The following is a 17276-nucleotide window of genomic DNA, read 5'->3' on the forward strand; positions in this document are numbered from 1 at the left end:
ACCCCCTGGCGGCGATCAGCCGTAGACATGATGTCGGGGCTCCGCACGGCCCGGACATCATGTCTACGCAGGACGCGCCTGATCGGTTCACTCTGTGAACGACGTCACAAGACGTGGCGGGCGGGTGTGCCCCGGATCACTGAACCGTTCTGATCTCCGGTGCGTTTGATCTGAAGAACGCGTCCCGTCCCCGACTCCGTCCCCCGGGAGTGACTGTGCCCGACATCGCGGTCGACTACGAACTGCTCAACAACGTCGCCCAGAAGGCCCGCACCCTCAAGGGGCAGGTCCAGACGGCGCGCGAGGGCAAGCAGGACTACACCGTCAACGAGACCGGCGCGGCTTCCGTCTCGACGGCCATCCGCGCCTACTACTCCGTCTGGAAGAGCTCGTTCAAGCGCTCCGAGGAGAAGCTGGAGAAGCTCGGCAACCTCTACGACGGGGTGGCGCGGGGCTGGGCGGACTGGGACTTCCGGCTGGCCGGCGAGGCGAGCAAGCAGGAGGCCTCGCTCGCCGCGGACCTGTACAGGACCCAGAAGGAGATCTGGGACGACTGGCAGGCGGCGGTCGCGGCCGGCAACGCCGACCCCAACGACCCGCACGCGCCCAAGCCCCCCGCGGACCGTCCGGGCACCTGGACCACCGACGACGGGCACGGCAACACCACCACGACCACGTACGAGTACGGCCCCGACGGCAAGCCGACGAAGATCACCACAACGCAGCACACGAACACCGGCCTGACCAGTACGGACACCACGAACTACCACGCCGACGGCACGTACGACTCGTCCGCCACCGATGTCTACGGCAACGTGACGACCACGACCGGCAACAGCCAGACCACCGAGTCGGGGAACACCAAGACCACCAACGACACCTTCAACAGCACCACCAAGGACCCCGACGGCAAGGAGAGCACGACCACGGGCACGACCAACTCGGTCTACAACACGACCACCGGTCACCGTGACTCGGACACCACCTACACCACCGTCGGCCCCGACAAGGACGGCAACCAGGAGACCGTGAAGGGCACTACCCACTCCGCGGTGGACCTCAACGGCCACGAGGTCGTCACGACCATCGAGGTCAAGGCGGACGGCAGCGGCACCAAGACCGTGGTGACCGACGGCCGGACCGAGGAGTGGGGGAGCGACAACGCGGACCAGGACAGCGGCTGGACAACGTCCGACGACGACTAGGGCCGGACCGAGGCCCTGGGGCCCGACCGGCCCCGCCCCCGTGAGCCGGTAACGGCGCCACGATCACCCCACAACCCAGGGAGCGCACCATGCCCGCAGGCAACATCAACCTCGACTACACCGAGATCCTTCGCGTCTCCGGCGTGATGAACCAGGCGGTCAACGACATCAACCCGCACCTGCTGTCGACGAAGACCTCCGTCGAAGGGCTGCTGGACAACGGTCTGTTCATGCAGCAGAGCAGCCCGGCGATGAAGGCCGCCTACGAGAAGCTGACCGCCTCGCTGCAGCAGGCCGTGGAGAGCATCAACAGCTTCGCCATGCAGTTCACCAAGATCAAGGAGTCCGTCGAGAAGATGGACGCCGACATCGCGGCCAGCACCAACCAGGCCTGACCCCTCCGCATTCGAGCCCGCGGCCGCCTTGCGAGGCGGCCGCGGGCTCGCGCGTTCTCCGCGACGGGTCAGGCGTCGTCCGCCCGCAGCACCGTCTCCGGCACGAGCACCGACACCAGCAGGCCCGACACCGGGTCGACCGTCAGCCCGCGACCGGGCGTGGGCCGCCCGCGCAGCAGGTCGTACGGGACGCGGATGCCCAGCAGATCGCCCTCGGCCGGGGACTGCGGCGACAGCAGGACGCCCTTGCGGACCCGGCGCACCTGGCCCAGCCATCCGATGCCCGCCGAGGTGAGGGTCTCCGCGGTGGCGGCCACCGCCAGCCCGTAGCCGCGGTCGCGCCCGGTGGCCGCGATGTCGCGGAGCACCGAGTCGGCGGCCGGCATCTGGGCGAGCAGGTCCGCATCGTCCACCAGGACCACCGCGGGCCCGGACCCGGCCTCCAGCGCCTCGCGGACCTCCTCCGCCATCGGATCCGGCGACTCCAGCACGACGGCCTGCGGGTGCCTGCGCAGCCCGCGCAGCGGCGACTCGCGCGGGGTGATGACCACCACGCGGGTGCCACCGGCCAGCAGCGAGACCGCGAGGCTGGCCAGCGCGGTGGAACGGCCCGCCCCGGGAGGACCGCTGATGAGGAAGGACGGCGAGTCCGCCGCGAAGTCCACACCCACCGGCTCCAGATCGTCGCCGCCGATCCCCAGCAGCCCCCACAGCGGGCGCCGCTGAGCGGCCGGCACCTTCTCGTAGGCGTCGTGGAACGTCACCTGCTTCGGCAGCGTCATCACCCGGGCCGGCCGGCGCGCGGCCGGGACGTCCCGGTCGCGGCGCGACGCCTCGTCCCGGATGCGCTGCAGCGCGTCCGCCTGTTCCCGTCCGGTGGGCACGCCGCCCGACAGCTCGCCGAGCAGCGCCACCTGCACCTCGGCGGCGCTGCCGCCGCGCCAGCCGCGCCCCGGCGGGACGACGGCCGGGATCAGCTTCGCCGGGATGCCCGCCAGCATGTACTCGCTGCGGTCGGTGAGCCGCAGCAGCAGGCGTTCGTCGTTGAGCGACGCGACCTTGCCGGAGAGCAGGGCGCGCTCCGAGGTGGCGATGACGTGCACGCCCATCGGCGCGCCCTCGCGGATCAGCGCGGTCAGCTCCTGGACCGGCCGGCCGCCGTCGTGGTCGCCGAGCAGGGCGACCAGTGAGTCCCAGCCGTCGATCAGGACGACCAGGTGGGCGGGGCGCTCGGCCGCCGGCAGCTGGGTGCGCAGCTCGGCGAGGTTGGCCACGCCGTGCTGCGTGAGCAGCTCCTGACGGCGGCCCATCTCCGCGAGCAGGCGCGCCAGCAACCGGTTGAGGCGCTCCAGGTCGGCCCGGGGGACGACGGCGCCGCAGTGCGGCAGCGCGCTGAGCGCCGCGAGGGCGCCGCCCGCCGCGTCGATCCCGTACAGGTGCACGTCGGCCGAGGAGTGGCGGCGGGCCAGCGCGCCGCCGATCGTGCGCAGCGCCTGGGACCGCCCCGATCGCGGGGTGCCGATGATGTACAGGTGCCCGAACTGGGAGAAGTCCAGCTCCAGGGGCTCCTGGCGCTGGATGCCCGGAAGGTCGGCGAGCGCCCAGGGGACGGCGGCCAGCCGGCCGTTCGGCAGGTCGGGCCGTTCGGGCAGATCGTGCAGCGAGACGGCCTGTTCGAGCGCCGGCAGCCACGGACTGGGCTGGTGCGGCACGTCCAGCTCCACCGCCGCGTCCCGGATCGCCTCGACCAGGGCCGTCAGATCGGTCGGCGCGTCCGGGTCGTCCAAGTGCTCCGGCGCGTCGGCGTCCGAGGCGTGCTCGGGGCCCGGCTCGGCGGCCGTCCGCCCCAGCTGCGTCCACATGACCTCGCTGGTCCAGACGGGAGGCTCCGCCGTCAACCGGGCCTCCACGCCTGCCCCTGCCGAGGCGTCAGGACGCGGCTGCTCGCCGTCGTCGCCCTTGCCCGCGCGCGGCGCGCCGACGAAGGCCGTCTGGAACGGCAGGACGGAACGGTGTCCGATCCGGGCCAGGGCGCGGCCGGGGGTGGCCGCGGAGATGGTCACCGCGTCGTTGACCTCCAGGACGTCCTGGCTGTCCATGCTGTCCGTGACGCGCAGCGAGATCCGCAGGTTGGTGTTGGCGCGGATGTCGGCGGTGACGACACCGGCGGGCCGCTGGGTGGCGAGGATCAGGTGCAGGCCCAGCGATCGGCCGCGCTGCGCGATGGAGACCAGGCCCGGGATGAACTCCTGGACGTCGCGCGCCAGCGTGGCGAACTCGTCGATGATCAGCAGCAGCCGGGGCAGCGCGGCCAGCGACGGATCGCGCCGCCGCAGGGAGCGGTACTCGATGTGGTCCTTGGCGCCCACCTGGGCCAGGATCCTTTCGCGCCGGGTGAGTTCGGCGCCGAGCGACGCCAGGGCCCGCTCCACCAGGTGACTGTCGAGGTCGGTGACCATGCCCAGGACGTGCGGCAGCCGCACGCAGTCCTGGAAGGCGCTGCCGCCCTTGTAGTCGACGAGCACGAACGTCATCTCGTCGGGCCGGTTCACCGCGGCGAGCGAGGCGACCAGGGTCTGCAGCAGCTCGGACTTGCCGGCGCCGGTGGTGCCGGCGACCAGCCCGTGCGGGCCGTCCTTGATCAGGTCGAAGGTGACCGGACCGGTGTAGCCGACTCCTAGCAGAGCGGCGGTGGAGGCCGGACGGTTGGACCACCTGCGGGCCAGCTCCTCGCCCCGCGGCGGCTCCAGTTCCAGCAGGCCGAGCAGGCCGACCCGGTCGGGCAGGCCGTCGGAGCCGTCGGGCGTGACGTCACGCACGGGCGCGAGGGCCCGGCCGATCCGCTCGCACCAGTCGGTGTCGACCAGGTCCGGGCGGATCTCGGTGAGGTCGGCGCTGCCGGTGCGGCGCAGCGTCACGTCCCGGGCGTTGACGACGCAGACCGAGACGCACTCCTCGGGGAGCATGCGCTCCTCCTGGTCGATGCAGATCAGGAAGACCCGGACGGCCGGCCCCTCCTTCAGGACCTGCACGACGCCAGGCACGTCACGCAGCCGCCGCGCCCCGTCGAGCACCACCACGAGGTCCGGCTCGCTCAGCAGCGCCCCGCTCATCGCGGAGTTGCGGGCGCGCATCCGGGAGCGGACGGCCGAGACCAGTTCCGAGACGCGGTTGGCGACGGTCTCCGGGTCGTTGCCGAGGGTGACGGCCGGGCCGCCGGAGTTCTCCGCGGAGACGCCGCCGCGCCCGGGTCGGGCGTGCGGCAGCCAGCGCACCCACTCCCAGGCCGGGGCGCCCGCCGTGTCGGTGAGGACGGTGATGCGCACATCGCGCGGGCTGTGCAGGATCGCCGCCTGCGCGACGGCCCACCGGGCCAGCGAGCGGGCCGCGTCACGCTCGCCGGCGATGCCGAGCACGCCGTCGCCGGTCAGGTCGACGCCGACCGGCATGTCGGGGATCCGCCAGTTGACGGAGCGGTGGTTGTCCTCGCGGGAGGTGTCCTCGACGGTGAGCAGCGAGGACTGGCTGACCGTGCCGACCCGCAGCACGAGGTGGTCGGGGTGGCCGCGCCGCCGCTCCCACAGGCGCGCGCCGGGGCCGACCGCCCACAGTCCGGCCTCGGCCGGGTCGGGACCGCCCGCCACCCGCAACCGCCGCTCGCGGGCGACCTTCTGCTGGATGTCCTGTTCCAGGGAGGTGCGCCGGGCCCGGTAGCTGGCGACGCCGTCGGTGTACTCGCGGCGACCGCTCTTGCGGCCGCTCATCCAGTTGCCGATGGCCAGGACCGGGCTGAAGACCGCGAACATCAGGTAGAAGTACGAATGAAGGATGGTGACCATGGCGACGCCGAGGAGCAGCGGCGCGAACACCACCAGCAGCGGCACCGGGCGCTTCGTGGGCGGGCTCGGCGGCGACGGCAGCACGAACCGTTCGGGCAGCAGCGGCGGGATGATCCGCGGCGGCCGGTTGAAGTCGAGGAACGCGCCGTCGGCGGAGACGGTGACGGCCGCGTCCGCCTCGGTCGGCTCCGCCACCCGCAGCAGGAACTCACCCAGGACCAGTTCGCCGCCGAGCGGCCACTCCTGCCAGCCCCGTGGCAGCGGCTCGTGGGCGTCGGCGTACGGGTCGGGCAGTTCCGGGGCCGGGGCGGGCGGCAGCGGAATCGCGTCGGCACGCGGCCGGGCCGGCGGGGGCTCGGGCGCGGACAGCGCGACGCCGTCGGCCTGCTGGGTGTTGAGCAGTACGGTCCCGTCGGGACGGACGGTGATCCGCACCCCCTGCGACGGCACGTCCCGTCCTTCGAGGTGGACGGCGCTGCCCGGCAGCGGGCCGACGCCGTGCGTGCCGGGCTCCAGCAGCCACACCCGCCCGGCGTCCCGGCCGCCGACCAGCTGCAGTTCCACCCGGGGGCCGCGGGGCAGCCGTTCGCCGTCCGCGGACCGGGACGGCGGTGGCAGCAGGTCGCGCAGCGGCCCGTATCCCCCGCTCTCCGGCGCGGCAGGACCGCCGAGCCCGAGCCGGGCTCCGTCCCGCACTCCGGCGGCGGACAGCGGCAGTTCGGCGGGGAGGCGTCGGTCCCCCAGGTACAGCGCGGGCGGTTCGTTCCCGCCGGGAGATCCCGTACCGCCGTGGGCACCCGCCTCCCGGCCGTCGGGGGACAGCCCGGCGACGAGCGCGCCCACGGTGGTGGCGCCGGTGACGTCGATCATGAGATCGCGGCCCTGGTCCGGCGTTTCGGCCGGGGTGATGCTGAGGAAGAGTCTCACGGGGTGGGAGCAGTCCGATCCGGGATTTCGCCGGGGGCGGCGGGCTGGGGACGTGACGTGGCGGAGACGCCCGCGGAGCGCGTGGGCGCGGCGGCGGGCTCGGGCTCCGCGAGGTCGAGGTCCGGGTCCAGGGCGAGGGCTGGGACGGGTGCCGGGGCGGGGGCCGGCGTCGGGTCCGGCTGCGGGGCCGGTGCCGGGCCGAGGTCCGGTGCGGGCGCGGGGGCCGGGATGGCGGCCGTGGCGGGGAGCGGTGCGCGCTCACCCGGGGAACCGTGCGCGACGTCGGGCTCCGCGGCCGGCGTCGACGGCTCCGTGGTGACGGCGGGCGATGCGGCGGGCTCGGTGAAGTCCGGGTCGCCGGCACCGGTCTGTCCGGTCGCCGCCTCGACGGTCGCCACCTCAACGGTCGTGACCGACGGGGTTTCCGGTGTTCCGGGCGGCGGGGCGACGGAAGGGGCCGTCGCCGGAGCCGTGGCCCGGGCGCGCGACCGAAGGCGCCGGATGGCGCGGCCCACGGCTCTGCCGAGCGAGGCCGCCTCGACGTCGATCTGCATGCCGGGACCCAGCAACCGGCCGTCGGGCTCCGCGTGCAGTGTCCAACTGGAGCCCGGCAGGCTTCCGCCGACGAGTACCCGGGCCTTGCCTTCGGAGCTCAGAGCGGCCAGCCGCTCCGCCTGTTGCGGGTTCGGCATCCAGCACGCCAGGACCGGCGGCAGGTCCGCGTCCCGTTCGGTGTCCGGGTCGGAGTCCGGGTCGGGTGCCGTCTCCAGGTCCTGGTCGGTCACCGGCGCGGCCTCCGCGCTCCCGCGCACGGCCAGGTCCGCGATGAGGTCGTCGAGTTCAGGGCCGGGAAACCGGGGGTGCAGACCGCGGGCGACGAGCACCTCAGGTCCGTGCGGCAGGCTGTCGAGCTGCGCGGTCAGCGCGTGCACCACGCTGCGCGCCACCCGCGCGTCGCCTTCGACCACCAGTGCGGGCGGGCCGCTCCGCCAGTCGACGAGGACGACCCCCGGCGCCCTGCGGTCGACACCGACGACGAGCAGCAGCCGTTCCCGGTCCTCCTCGACCGCTGACGGCTCCACGGGTGCCGGGGCGGACCAGGTCCACTCTCCCGGCCCGGCCGCGGCGTCCGTCCACTCACCGGACGGGCCGAGCGGATCCCGGCCCGCGATGACCACCCGCGTCCGGTCGCGCGACGGGCCGATCCACACGGTCGGGGCGTAGCAACCGGCGCCCTGGGCCGCGTCGGCGCGGTCGAGCGCCGCACCGACGAGCTCCCGGGCCTCCGGGTCGGCGAGGAACGACGTCAGCATCCGCGCGCAGCGGCGGTGCAGCCGCCAGGCGCGCAGCGGCTGGGAGAACGCGCGGCCGGTCATCCGGGCCTCCCACACGACGCGCCGGCACGTTCGCCGGAACCCGCCCTGGGACCTGATGATCCGGGAGGCGACCCACATCAGCAGGATCAGCGCGGCCAGCAGGCCGATGATGATCAGCCAGGAGTTCCGGTCGGGCATCGCGAGGGCGAGCGGCTGCCCGCCGGCGGGCGCCGTGCGGCCGGTCACGCGCACTCCCGCGCGTAGGCGGCGGAACGTCGCAGGTCGCGCATCGCGTGGTGCAAGCGGGACTTGACGGTTCCGGTCGGAATTCCCAGGGCGAGCGCCGTGTCAGGGCCGGAACATCCAAGCAGGTACGTGTACACCAGAACCTCACGGTGGGGGCGGGAGAGTGGGGCGAGCAACTCGACGAGGTGGGTGCGGTCGACGACCCGCCCCTGGTCATCCGCGACGGCGGCCGTCTCGGGCAGGTACGCGGTGGGCAGGGCCGGGCGGACGCCGTCCCTGCGACTCCAGTCGATGACCACGTTCCGGGCCACGGTGCAGAGCCAGGGCAGACCGGGCTGGAAGCCGTCGGCGCGCCCCGTCCCCGTCCCGGCCGGGGACACCAGCCAGGCGCGCAGCAGGGTCTCCTGCACGGCGTCCTCGGCCCGCTGCGGGTCGTTGGGGAGGAGCGAGCGCACGTAGCGCAGAAGTGGTGGGCGGTGGGGTCCGATCAAAGCGGTGAACCGCTCGTCCGTCTCGCGTTTCGCGTACCGCGGTGCGGAGAGTGCCGCTGAACTCATGGTGCTGCTGCCTCGGAGGGTTCGGGGTGATCGGGGCGGCCGTCGTGCGGGGAACCGGGCAAGGGAGGGGAGCGCCGGATAGGTGGGACCACCACAGACCGCACACCCTAGTCACGGGACGTGGGCGGAGGCAAAGGCGGCTATCGGCCAAATCACCCCTGGGAGCGGCGGTTTGCGCCACCCCCACGACCGGTTTCAGCCCTCCGCGCGAGGCCGTGCGACCGGCGTCCGGCCAAGGCCCGCGCCTGTCGGAGCGGTACTCGCGGGGTTTCGCGGGCGGCCGTCCGGCCCCGCGGCCAACGCGGCGAGAACGAGGCGGTAATCACACGCGGTAGCCGCGCGTGCGGACTGCGAACACCCCGCCTCCGACCTGCGCAGAAGGCGGGGAATAGATCTGCGGACCCGACCGTTCGGAGTGATAGTTGAATCAGCAACTAAATGGATGTGGTGAGCACAGTGCAGTTCGGCATCTTCAGCGTCGGCGACGTCACCGCCGACCCCACGACGGGGACGACGCCCACGGAGAACGAGCGGATCAAGGCGATGGTCGCCATCGCGCAGAAGGCCGAGGAGGTCGGTCTCGACGTGTTCGCGACCGGCGAGCACCACAACCCGCCCTTCGTGCCCTCGTCGCCGACGACCATGCTCGGCTACATCGCGGCGCGGACCGAGCGGATCATCCTCTCCACGTCCACGACGCTGATCACCACCAATGACCCGGTGAAGATCGCCGAGGACTTCGCGATGCTGCAGCACCTGGCCGACGGCCGCGTCGACCTGATGCTCGGACGCGGCAACACCGGACCGGTCTACCCCTGGTTCGGCAAGGACATCCGCCAGGGCATCGAGCTCGCGGTCGAGAACTACGCGCTGCTGCACGAGCTGTGGCGCAACGAGGTGGTCGACTGGCAGGGCACGTTCCGCACGCCGCTGCAGTCCTTCACCTCCACGCCACGGCCGCTCGACGACGTGCCGCCGTTCGTCTGGCACGGCTCCATCCGCAGCCCGGAAATCGCCGAACAGGCCGCCTACTACGGCGACGGATTCTTCGCCAACAACATCTTCTGGCCGAAGGAGCACTTCGTGCGGCTCATCGAGCTGTACCGCGAGCGCTTCGCCCACTACGGCCACGGCACCCCCGAGCAGGCGGTCGTCGGTCTCGGCGGGCAGGTCTTCATCCGCAAGAACTCGCAGGACGCCGTACGGGAGTTCCGTCCGTACTTCGACAACGCCCCCGTCTACGGGCACGGCCCCTCCCTGGAGGAGTTCACCGACCAGACCCCGCTGACCGTGGGCAGCCCGCAGGAGGTCATCGACAAGACCCTGACCTTCCGTGACTCCTTCGGCGACTACCAGCGCCAGCTGTTCCTCATGGACCACGCGGGCCTGCCGCTCAAGACGGTCCTGGAACAGCTCGACCTCCTCGGCGAGGAAGTCGTGCCGGTGCTGCGCAAGGAGTTCGCCTCGGCGCGACCGGCCGGGGTGCCCGAAGGCCCCACCCACGCCGCTCTGGTCGCGCGCGCCCTGGCGAAGGGGGCGGACGACACGGCCGACGCCGTCTGAGCCGGCCGAGCCGTCGAACCCGCCGAACCCCCGTTGCCCCCCGGGGAACTCAGGAGAGAAGGAGCCCATGAACACCGGGCATCTCGTCGTCGTCTCGGCCGGTCTGAGCCAACCGTCCTCGACGCGCCTGCTGGCCGGCCGACTCGGCGAGGCGACCCGGCGCGCACTGAGCGACCGGGACGAGGACCGCGCGGTCACGGTCCGCGTCATCGAACTGCGCGAGCTGGCCGTCGACCTCGCCAACCACCTGGTGACCGGTTTCCCCAGCGCGGCGCTGCGCGACGCCCTCGAGGCGACGGAGCGGGCCGACGGCCTGATCGCCGTGACCCCGATCTTCAGCGCCTCGTACAGCGGCCTGTTCAAGTCGTTCTTCGACGTGCTCGACAACGGGGTGCTCGCCGGCACACCGGTACTCGTCGCGGCCACCGGCGGTACCGCGCGGCACTCGCTCGCGCTGGAGCACGCGATGCGACCGCTCTTCGCCTACCTGCGGGCACTCGTCGTGCCGACCGCCGTCTACGCCGCCTCGGAGGACTGGGGCTCCGGAGGGGACGCGACCACCGACGGCCTCGCCGCCCGGATCGCCCGCGCGGCGGGCGAGCTCGCCGACCAGCTGGCCGGCAGGCCCGACGGGACGGCCGCGCCGGAGCAGGTGGTGCCGTTCGCCCAGCAGCTGGCGGCGCTGCGGCCGTCCGGCCGCTGAGACGCCTGCCGCCGGCCGCGACGAGTACCGGTGTGCCGGCGCCGGTCAGGCGAGCGGGAGCAGCCGGAACACCGGATGCCGGACGGACTCGGCGGCGAACTCCTCGTCCGTCGAGTCCGGGGTCACATCGAAGTACGCGCGGGTGATCGGGACTTCGCGCAGGTACTGGCGCAGCACCGGGACGCTCTCCGCAGGTTCGAGCTCGACGACCCGCAAGTCCTCGGAGCGCCCGCCCCGACCGATGCGGACCTGTCCCGCGGCCCGGGCGTTGTGCACCCAGTTGGTGACTCCGTACGCCGCGACCAGCCAGCGGCCACCGTCGGACTCCATCACATCGACGGGCGTGGAGCGCGGCTGACCGGACGTCCGGCCCCGGACGGTCAGTACGTGCCGGTATCCCTTGCCGATCCCGAAGCGGGTCATCACCGCGAACACGCCGTTCACCGCCCGCGTACCGGCACCGACCCGATAGCTCTTCGCCATCACCGCTCCCGCCCTCACCAGAGACCCGACAAGCCCGCAGCTCTGCGGGACAGACCCCTTCGCGTCCATGGATCCAAGCACACCCGCGACTCGCCGGACGCCCACCCGGACGCCCACCCGGACGGGGAAGGCTCAGCCGGTCGCAGGGGTGTAGGTGCCGACGACGGCACTGAGGTCGGGCGCGAGTCTCAGTTCGGCCGCCCTCAGGTCGGGATGTTCCAGCCAGTGCAGCCGCGGCAGGTCGCGAGCGCCATCGAACAGCGGCGGCACGACTGTCGCAGCACCGCACGGGCTACCGCGAGGCGCTCTCCAGATCCTGGTCGAACTCACCGTCCGATTCCGCCGCGTCGAACGGGAGAAGGGCCGGGGAGAGGAACGGATCCGTCGACGGGCCCGGGGCCTGGTGGGTCGGGCTGGATTCCGCGCGGAGCGTTTCGGAGAACAACGAAGACATGGGCACCTTCTGACAATCGGTCCCGTCCGCAGAGGCGGACGGGCAGCGCTACCAGAAAGGTACACGCGTACGAATCAGCGGTGATCACACCACGCCGCTCCGGCCGGCCCGCGCCCCCGACAGATCATCATGTCCGGCGCATTGACGGGCCTTCTCCCCGCCATTAACTTTTGTGAGCGCTCTCAGACTTCGTGCCGGCCGCTCCGCCGGCCGTCAGGTCTCCGGAGGTCACATGAAGGCAATCCGGTTCGGCACCGCCGTGCTCCTCGGGGCCTTGTGGACAACGTTGTCACCACCCGCGACCGCCTCACCGGAGGGTTCGTCCCTCCCTCCGGTGCAGGCCGTCCTGGCCTCCGTCTGCAACAAGTACTGCGACGGCCGCGACCCCGCCCTCGCCCCGCAGGACCGCGCACCCGTCACGGCGACCGTCCACTCCCGCGTCCTCACCCTGCACTTCGACGACCAGGACGCGATGGGCTGGGCGTCGATCGACAACGGCAGCACCGGTGACGAGGTCTGGCTCGACCGGTCCTTCGACGGCGGCCGCAGCTGGGCCTCGGGCAGCCGGCTCGGGGACGCCACCGTGCCCGCCGGCCGGCGCGACCGGCGGACCCCGATGTACAACGTGGACGACTGGAACGCCCAGGGCGTCGGCGCCCTGCGCGCCTGCGGCAAGGCCGCCGACCGGGCGGACATCGCCTGCACCGCCTGGGCGCGCACCACCTGGAACGCGGGCGAGCGGCGGACCGCGGCGGCCACCGCGCAGATGCAGTTCTACAACCGCTCCACCGGCCTGTTCGACACGACCGGCTGGTGGAACGCGGCGAACGCCCTGACCGCGCTCATCGACAACATGCGCGTGACCGGCATGGGGAGCTACACCTACGCCGTCGCGCGCACCTACGACCTGAACGTCAACGCCCGGGGCGGGCAGTTCCGCAACGAGTACCTCGACGACACCGGCTGGTGGGGGCTGGCGTGGGTGGCGGCTTACGACCTCACCGGCGACAGCCAGTATCTGAGCACCGCCCGCGCGGACGCCGACCACATGGCGGCGTACTGGGACGCCACCTGCGGAGGCGGGGTCTGGTGGAACACGTCCCGGACCACCAAGAACGCCATCCCGAACTCCCTCTACATCCAGCTCAACGCCGCGCTGCACAACCGGATCCCGGGCGACACCGGCTACCTGCAGCGCGCCCAGGCCGGCTGGTCCTGGTTCCAGCGGACCGGCCTGGTCAACTCCTCGCACCTCGTCAATGACGGGATCAGTATGTCGACCTGCAAGAACAACGGCAGTACCGTCTGGTCCTACAACCAGGGCGTGCTCCTCGCAGGCCTCACCGAACTGCACCGCGCCACGAACGACCCGGCCCTCCTGGCCACCGCGCGGCAGATCGCCACCGCCGCGACGACGTCCACGTCCCTCAACACTGCTGACGGCATCCTCCGCGACCCCTGCGAGACGGGCGGCTGCGGCGCCGACGGGCCCTCCTTCAAGGGCGCGCACGTGCGCGGACTGGGCAGGCTCGACGCGGCGCTGCCCGACCACCCGTTCACCTCCTACCTGCGGCGGCAGGCGGACCGCGCCCACGCGGCCGACCGCAATCCACTGGACCAGTACGGCCTGCGCTGGTCGGGGCCCCTGGACTCGACGGACGCGGCGCGGCAGCAGAGCGCGCTCGACCTGATGAACGCGGCGTCATGAGGCCGCTCACCGGGAAGCGGCGGCTCGGCGCATTCCTGACCCTTCTCGGAGCCTTCGCCCTGGCCCTGCCGTCCTCCCTCGCCTGCGCGGCCGCGGCACCTGCCCCGCCCGTCCTGCGCGTGATGCCGCTGGGCGACTCGATCACCTGGGGCGCCGGCAGCGCCACGACCTCCTCGTACCGGCTGCCGCTGTGGAACCTGCTGGCCGGCCAGTCCCGCTACTCCGTGCGGTTCGTGGGATCCCAGGCGTCCGGCAGCCTGCCCGCCTTCTCCAACGAGGGGCACAGCGGCTACACGATCGACCAGATCCGCGGTGGTGTCGACGGCTGGCTGGCCGGGACGCGACCGGATGTCGTGCTGCTCCACATCGGGATCAACGACCTGGACCGGAACCTCGACACCGCGCACGCCCCGGACCGGCTCACCGCGCTGGTCGACCGCGTCTTCGCCGACCGGCCCGGCATCACCGTCCTCGCCATGGGCCTCATCCCGGCCACCCCCGGTCTGGAGACGCAGACCGGCGTGTGCAACGCGCGGCTGCGGGCCCTCGCGAGCGCCGAGCAGCAGGCGGGGAAGAAGCTCCGGTACGTCGAGCCGCCCGCGCTGACCGCCGCGGAGCGGATCGACCGCCTGCACCCCAACGACGCCGGGTACCAGCGCATGGCACAGCCGTTCTACGCGGCGCTGGACCGCGCGTTCACCGATGGATGGGCGGTGGGCGGAGCGCCGTTGGGCGCGGGGACCGAGGCCGGCGGCGCCGGCAGGGTGCGCTGGGCCGACTTCGACGGCGACCGCAAGGCGGACTACCTCACCGTCGCGAGCGGCGGCGCCGTCTCCGTGCACCTCAACCGCGGAGGCGACGGACACGGCGGCTGGTCCGCCCTCGGCCAGATCGCCACCGGCCTCACCACCGACCCCACACGCGTGCGCTTCGCAGACTTCGACGGAGACGGCAGAGCCGACTACAGCGTGATCGCCGCGAGCGGTGCCGTCCAGACGTATCTCAACCGGGGCGGGGACGGACACAGCGGCTGGGTGTCGCTCGGCGGGATCGCGACGGGTCTGACCAGCGATGCCGCACTGGTCTCCTTCGCCGACCTCACCGGAGTCGGAAACGCGGACTGCCTCCTCACCGAACCGGGCAGCAACGCGGCCGTTGCCTACGGCTGGATCGGGGGCGATGGCCACGGCGGGTGGGTCGATCGGGGGCGGGTCTTCGCGGGGGTCCCCATCGGCTGACCCGCTCCCTCCGGTTCCGTCTTTCTGCCTGGTGATCACCAAGTTGACAGGAGGCGCGGAGGAGTTGACGATGAGTGACGCCCCCAAAGCCCGCGTGCCCGCGACCGGTTCAAGAGGTCTCGACGTCCACGTGATGGCGCGGGGCACCGTGCGGACACCGTTGCCTTTGGCGCGCCCGCCTTCATGAACTGTGTGGAGGAAACTGTGATATCCCAGCGCGGGCTGTTCGCCGCCACCGCAGCCGGAGCAGGCGCGCTTCTGCTCGCCACCGGTCCTGCCGCCGCCTGCAGCATCAGTGACTTCAGTGCGAACGCCGTGGCGGCGTGCGACACGAGCACCGGTGTGCCGATGGCCGCCGTCACGGTCACCGACAAGGACCCGTCCGGCACGCCGGCCGACGTCTCCGTGCTGCTCCGCATGGCGTCCGGCCTGCACGGGCCGGCCGTCGGCACCGTGCACATCGCCCATCCGACCGCCGCCGGGGTCACCCGGAAGATCCTCGTGCAGTGGCGTCCCGGCTACCAGTGGTACGTCCAGGTGACGGCCGGAAACCTGGCCGGGGTCGACTTCGACGTCCTCCCCGTTTCTCCCGACACCGCCTGCGCGCTGCCCGCGCAGCCGACGACCGCGCCCGCGACCCCGTCGCGGACCCCTGCGCCCACCGCGACTCCGACGAAGGCCGCACCCGTCTCCGCGGCGCCCTCCACGACGCGTCCCGCCACGCCGTCCCCCTCGGACACCCCCACGACCGTCCTCGCGACGACCGGTGGCAGCGACAGCAAGACGATCGCCGTACTCGCCAGCGCGTTCCTCCTCGTGGGCGCCGGCGGGCTGTTCGTCCTGCGCCGCCGCGCCGACACGGGTCGCCACTGACGCAGCGCCCTGCGGCGCGGGCAGGGCTCGACGCGGTTCAGGTCCCGGGCAGCCGTTCCTGTTCGACGTCGTTGGCGGCCGGGCGGGGCGCGCTGCGGGTGTCGAGCTTGTTCCGGCAGCCCTCGCCCAGACCCCACAGCCGGGATTCCGGATCGTTCAGCGGCCGCCCGCACAGCCGGCACAGGACGCGGGGGCGTCCGGCGACCGTCTCGTCGGCGGCGGCGAAGCCGGGCAGGGTCGCGGGGTCGGAGTCCGAGGCGGAGAACATACGCCCAGGTCTACCAGCCCGCACCCCGGGAGACCCGCCGGGCCGGCCCGCGCGCGGCCGCCCGCCCGGTTACCCGGGCGGGCGGCACTGCTGCGGCGACGGGACCCGGGGGCCTAGTTGAAGGGGTCCAGGGTGATGTACGCCTGCTGCGGGTTCGAGTCATTGACCAGGGACTCGTGGTTGCCGACGTCGTCGAAGGCGAAGGCGTACGCCTTGCCGTCGACCATCTGCGCGTGGATCTTCCGGGCGAACTGGTTGGTCACCGCGTCCTGGTAGAAGCTCGCGGAGCTCGTGTCGGGCTGGTTCGCGTTCACGAGCAGCGTCGACCGGTTGTACGCCGCGCACAGGGTGCGGGAGATCGGGCCGCGCACCAGGTCGTTCGGTGCGTCCAGCAGCTTGTAGCAGCCGAAGATGCTGTCGGCGTCGGGCTTCTGGAAGGTGGTGACCACCGCGCCCGCGCTGTTGGTGAAGTTCATGACGTTGCCGGAGACCCTGCCGAAGTACTTGGTGTTCGGCTGGTCACCGAACGGCGTCACGGTCAGCGTGGAGCTCGCGTACTTGCTCCACACCCGGTTGATGTAGTCGTTCATCACGGTGGCCGGCAGGGCGCCGGACTCGATGCCGTGGCCGGGTGCGAGGGCGCGCAGCACGGTGCCGTCGGAGCGGGTCTGGATCAGGTTGGCCCAGCCGCCCGGTTGGCCGCGCAGCGCGCTGTAGAAGCCGTTGTACCCGCCGGCCTTGAGGTGGCCGGTGGACTTGGTCGAGCCGTTGGGGAGCTTGACGCCGACGGCGTAGGGGGCCGAGAACATGTCGACCTGGGTGCTGTTGATCCAGAGCCCGGAGTCGTTGAGCGTGTACTCGGACCAGTTGAAGAGGATGTTGTGGTTCGGGTCGGTGGGGTTCTGCACCGCGGGCTGCACCAGCCCGCCGAGGGCCAGTTTGAAGACGAGCTTCTGGCCGTAGGAGAAGTAGACCCGTCCGGAGAACTTCGGCATCCGGAGCGTGATCGACTTGCCGTTGGCCGGTCCCGCGATCGCGGCGTCCGGCGCCGGGGACGGCGGGTTGGCGCCGCCGGGCCAGGCGTGGAACGTGCCGCCGGCGTCGGCCCAGCCCTGCCGGCCCGTCGAGAGCTGGGTACCGAGGTTGTAGATGTAGATCTGCTCGCCGCGGCCGGAGTTGTTCGTGAAGGTGAGCGGAATCGTGTCGGGTATCGCCGCGCCGGCGGGCGCGATGGGCCCGATGGTGGCGAGGCCTGTGCCGATGACCGCCGCCGATATCAGCGACACCAACAGCTTCCATTTCTTGGCGAACACGCTTGGCTCCTTGCTGTACACACCACGTGGGGGGAGGTGCGGGAGTGGGGGGACATACGGCCACCTCTGACCGGCTCCCTGCCAGCTGGTCCGGACCATTCGGCCTGAGAGCGCTCTCAGAATGCGAGTCCGGAAGTTCCCTGTCAACAGCCGGAACAGAAACTGCTCCACCTCTGACAACACCGACA

At 72.3% G+C, this 17276-nt stretch carries 15 protein-coding genes; 7 read left to right on the forward strand and 8 right to left on the reverse strand.

What is annotated here, in order from left to right:
- Positions 1-215: 215 nt before the first annotated feature.
- Both O3X23_RS35870 and O3X23_RS35875 read left to right on the forward strand, forming a co-directional pair.
- The gene (locus O3X23_RS35870) at positions 216-1205 is read left to right on the forward strand and encodes a hypothetical protein (RefSeq protein WP_269276874.1); all 990 of its coding nucleotides are present in this window, start codon (positions 216-218) and stop codon (positions 1203-1205) included.
- Between the two features lie 89 nt (positions 1206-1294).
- Positions 1295-1600 (forward strand): hypothetical protein, encoded by a 306-nt coding sequence (locus O3X23_RS35875; protein WP_138354356.1) that lies wholly within the window; start codon positions 1295-1297, stop codon positions 1598-1600.
- 68 nt (positions 1601-1668) lie between these two features.
- Here the strand turns inward: O3X23_RS35875 and O3X23_RS35880 are convergent, their stop codons facing one another.
- Genes O3X23_RS35880 through O3X23_RS35890 form a run of 3 tightly spaced genes read right to left on the reverse strand, consistent with a single transcriptional unit; the run spans position 1669 to position 8485 of the window.
- Entirely contained in the window at positions 1669-6366 is a 4698-nt protein-coding gene (locus tag O3X23_RS35880; protein ID WP_269276876.1) for an FtsK/SpoIIIE domain-containing protein, read from the reverse strand.
- A complete protein-coding gene (locus O3X23_RS35885) occupies positions 6363-7928 on the reverse strand; it encodes a hypothetical protein (protein WP_269276877.1) in 1566 nt (521 codons plus the stop codon). Before O3X23_RS35885 ends, O3X23_RS35880 begins: the two co-directional genes overlap by 4 nt.
- Complete coding sequence (locus O3X23_RS35890) at positions 7925-8485, reverse strand: sigma-70 family RNA polymerase sigma factor (RefSeq protein WP_269276878.1); 561 nt, start codon at positions 8483-8485, stop codon at positions 7925-7927. The genes O3X23_RS35885 and O3X23_RS35890 overlap by 4 nt, the downstream gene beginning before the upstream one ends.
- A gap of 456 nt (positions 8486-8941) precedes the next feature.
- Between O3X23_RS35890 and O3X23_RS35895 the strand changes: the two genes are divergently transcribed.
- Both O3X23_RS35895 and O3X23_RS35900 read left to right on the forward strand, forming a co-directional pair.
- Entirely contained in the window at positions 8942-10048 is a 1107-nt protein-coding gene (locus O3X23_RS35895) for an LLM class flavin-dependent oxidoreductase (protein WP_269276928.1), read from the forward strand.
- 67 nt (positions 10049-10115) lie between these two features.
- On the forward strand, positions 10116-10751 hold the full coding sequence (locus O3X23_RS35900) for an FMN reductase (protein ID WP_269276880.1): 636 nt from the start codon (positions 10116-10118) through the stop codon (positions 10749-10751).
- Positions 10752-10796: 45 nt separating this feature from the next.
- Here O3X23_RS35900 and O3X23_RS35905 read toward each other — a convergent pair whose 3' ends face one another.
- The 3 genes from O3X23_RS35905 to O3X23_RS35915 all read right to left on the reverse strand — a co-directional run bounded on the left by O3X23_RS35905 (position 10797) and on the right by O3X23_RS35915 (position 11688).
- On the reverse strand, positions 10797-11234 hold the full coding sequence (locus O3X23_RS35905) for a nitroreductase family deazaflavin-dependent oxidoreductase (protein WP_269276882.1): 438 nt from the start codon (positions 11232-11234) through the stop codon (positions 10797-10799).
- A 132-nt stretch (positions 11235-11366) separates the two neighbouring features.
- Positions 11367-11504 (reverse strand): hypothetical protein, encoded by a 138-nt coding sequence (locus O3X23_RS35910; protein ID WP_269276884.1) that lies wholly within the window; start codon positions 11502-11504, stop codon positions 11367-11369.
- Between the two features lie 22 nt (positions 11505-11526).
- On the reverse strand, positions 11527-11688 hold the full coding sequence (locus tag O3X23_RS35915; RefSeq protein WP_269276886.1) for a hypothetical protein: 162 nt from the start codon (positions 11686-11688) through the stop codon (positions 11527-11529).
- Positions 11689-11920: 232 nt separating this feature from the next.
- On the opposite strand from O3X23_RS35915, the gene O3X23_RS35920 reads away from it, so the two are divergent.
- The 3 genes from O3X23_RS35920 to O3X23_RS35930 all read left to right on the forward strand — a co-directional run bounded on the left by O3X23_RS35920 (position 11921) and on the right by O3X23_RS35930 (position 15507).
- A complete protein-coding gene (locus tag O3X23_RS35920) occupies positions 11921-13396 on the forward strand; it encodes a glycoside hydrolase family 76 protein (RefSeq protein WP_269276887.1) in 1476 nt (491 codons plus the stop codon).
- Positions 13393-14634: a GDSL-type esterase/lipase family protein gene (locus tag O3X23_RS35925; RefSeq protein WP_269276889.1), complete on the forward strand. Its 1242-nt coding sequence runs from the start codon at positions 13393-13395 to the stop codon at positions 14632-14634. Before O3X23_RS35920 ends, O3X23_RS35925 begins: the two co-directional genes overlap by 4 nt.
- Before the next feature lie 204 nt (positions 14635-14838).
- A complete protein-coding gene (locus O3X23_RS35930) occupies positions 14839-15507 on the forward strand; it encodes an LPXTG cell wall anchor domain-containing protein (protein ID WP_269276891.1) in 669 nt (222 codons plus the stop codon).
- 37 nt (positions 15508-15544) lie between these two features.
- On the opposite strand, the gene O3X23_RS35935 is transcribed toward O3X23_RS35930, so the two are convergent.
- Both O3X23_RS35935 and O3X23_RS35940 read right to left on the reverse strand, forming a co-directional pair.
- Positions 15545-15775, reverse strand: coding sequence for a DUF6011 domain-containing protein (locus tag O3X23_RS35935; protein WP_269276893.1), 231 nt, complete (start codon positions 15773-15775; stop codon positions 15545-15547).
- A gap of 113 nt (positions 15776-15888) precedes the next feature.
- A complete protein-coding gene (locus O3X23_RS35940) occupies positions 15889-17061 on the reverse strand; it encodes a glycoside hydrolase family 64 protein (protein ID WP_443048082.1) in 1173 nt (390 codons plus the stop codon).
- Positions 17062-17276: the final 215 nt, after the last annotated feature.

This window comes from Streptomyces sp. H39-S7, assembly GCF_027158205.1.
Taxonomy (GTDB): domain Bacteria; phylum Actinomycetota; class Actinomycetes; order Streptomycetales; family Streptomycetaceae; genus Actinacidiphila.

Bases quoted from the DNA above. Each gene is read 5' to 3' on its own strand.
- O3X23_RS35875 (WP_138354356.1), top strand. From the start codon at position 1,295: ATGCCCGCAGGCAACATCAACCTCGACTACACCGAGATCCTTCGCGTC.
- O3X23_RS35890 (WP_269276878.1), bottom strand. From the start codon at position 8,485: ATGAGTTCAGCGGCACTCTCCGCACCGCGGTACGCGAAACGCGAGACG.
- O3X23_RS35900 (WP_269276880.1), top strand. From the start codon at position 10,116: ATGAACACCGGGCATCTCGTCGTCGTCTCGGCCGGTCTGAGCCAACCG.
- O3X23_RS35905 (WP_269276882.1), bottom strand. From the start codon at position 11,234: ATGGCGAAGAGCTATCGGGTCGGTGCCGGTACGCGGGCGGTGAACGGC.
- O3X23_RS35915 (WP_269276886.1), bottom strand. From the start codon at position 11,688: ATGTCTTCGTTGTTCTCCGAAACGCTCCGCGCGGAATCCAGCCCGACC.
- O3X23_RS35920 (WP_269276887.1), top strand. From the start codon at position 11,921: ATGAAGGCAATCCGGTTCGGCACCGCCGTGCTCCTCGGGGCCTTGTGG.
- O3X23_RS35925 (WP_269276889.1), top strand. From the start codon at position 13,393: ATGAGGCCGCTCACCGGGAAGCGGCGGCTCGGCGCATTCCTGACCCTT.
- O3X23_RS35935 (WP_269276893.1), bottom strand. From the start codon at position 15,775: ATGTTCTCCGCCTCGGACTCCGACCCCGCGACCCTGCCCGGCTTCGCC.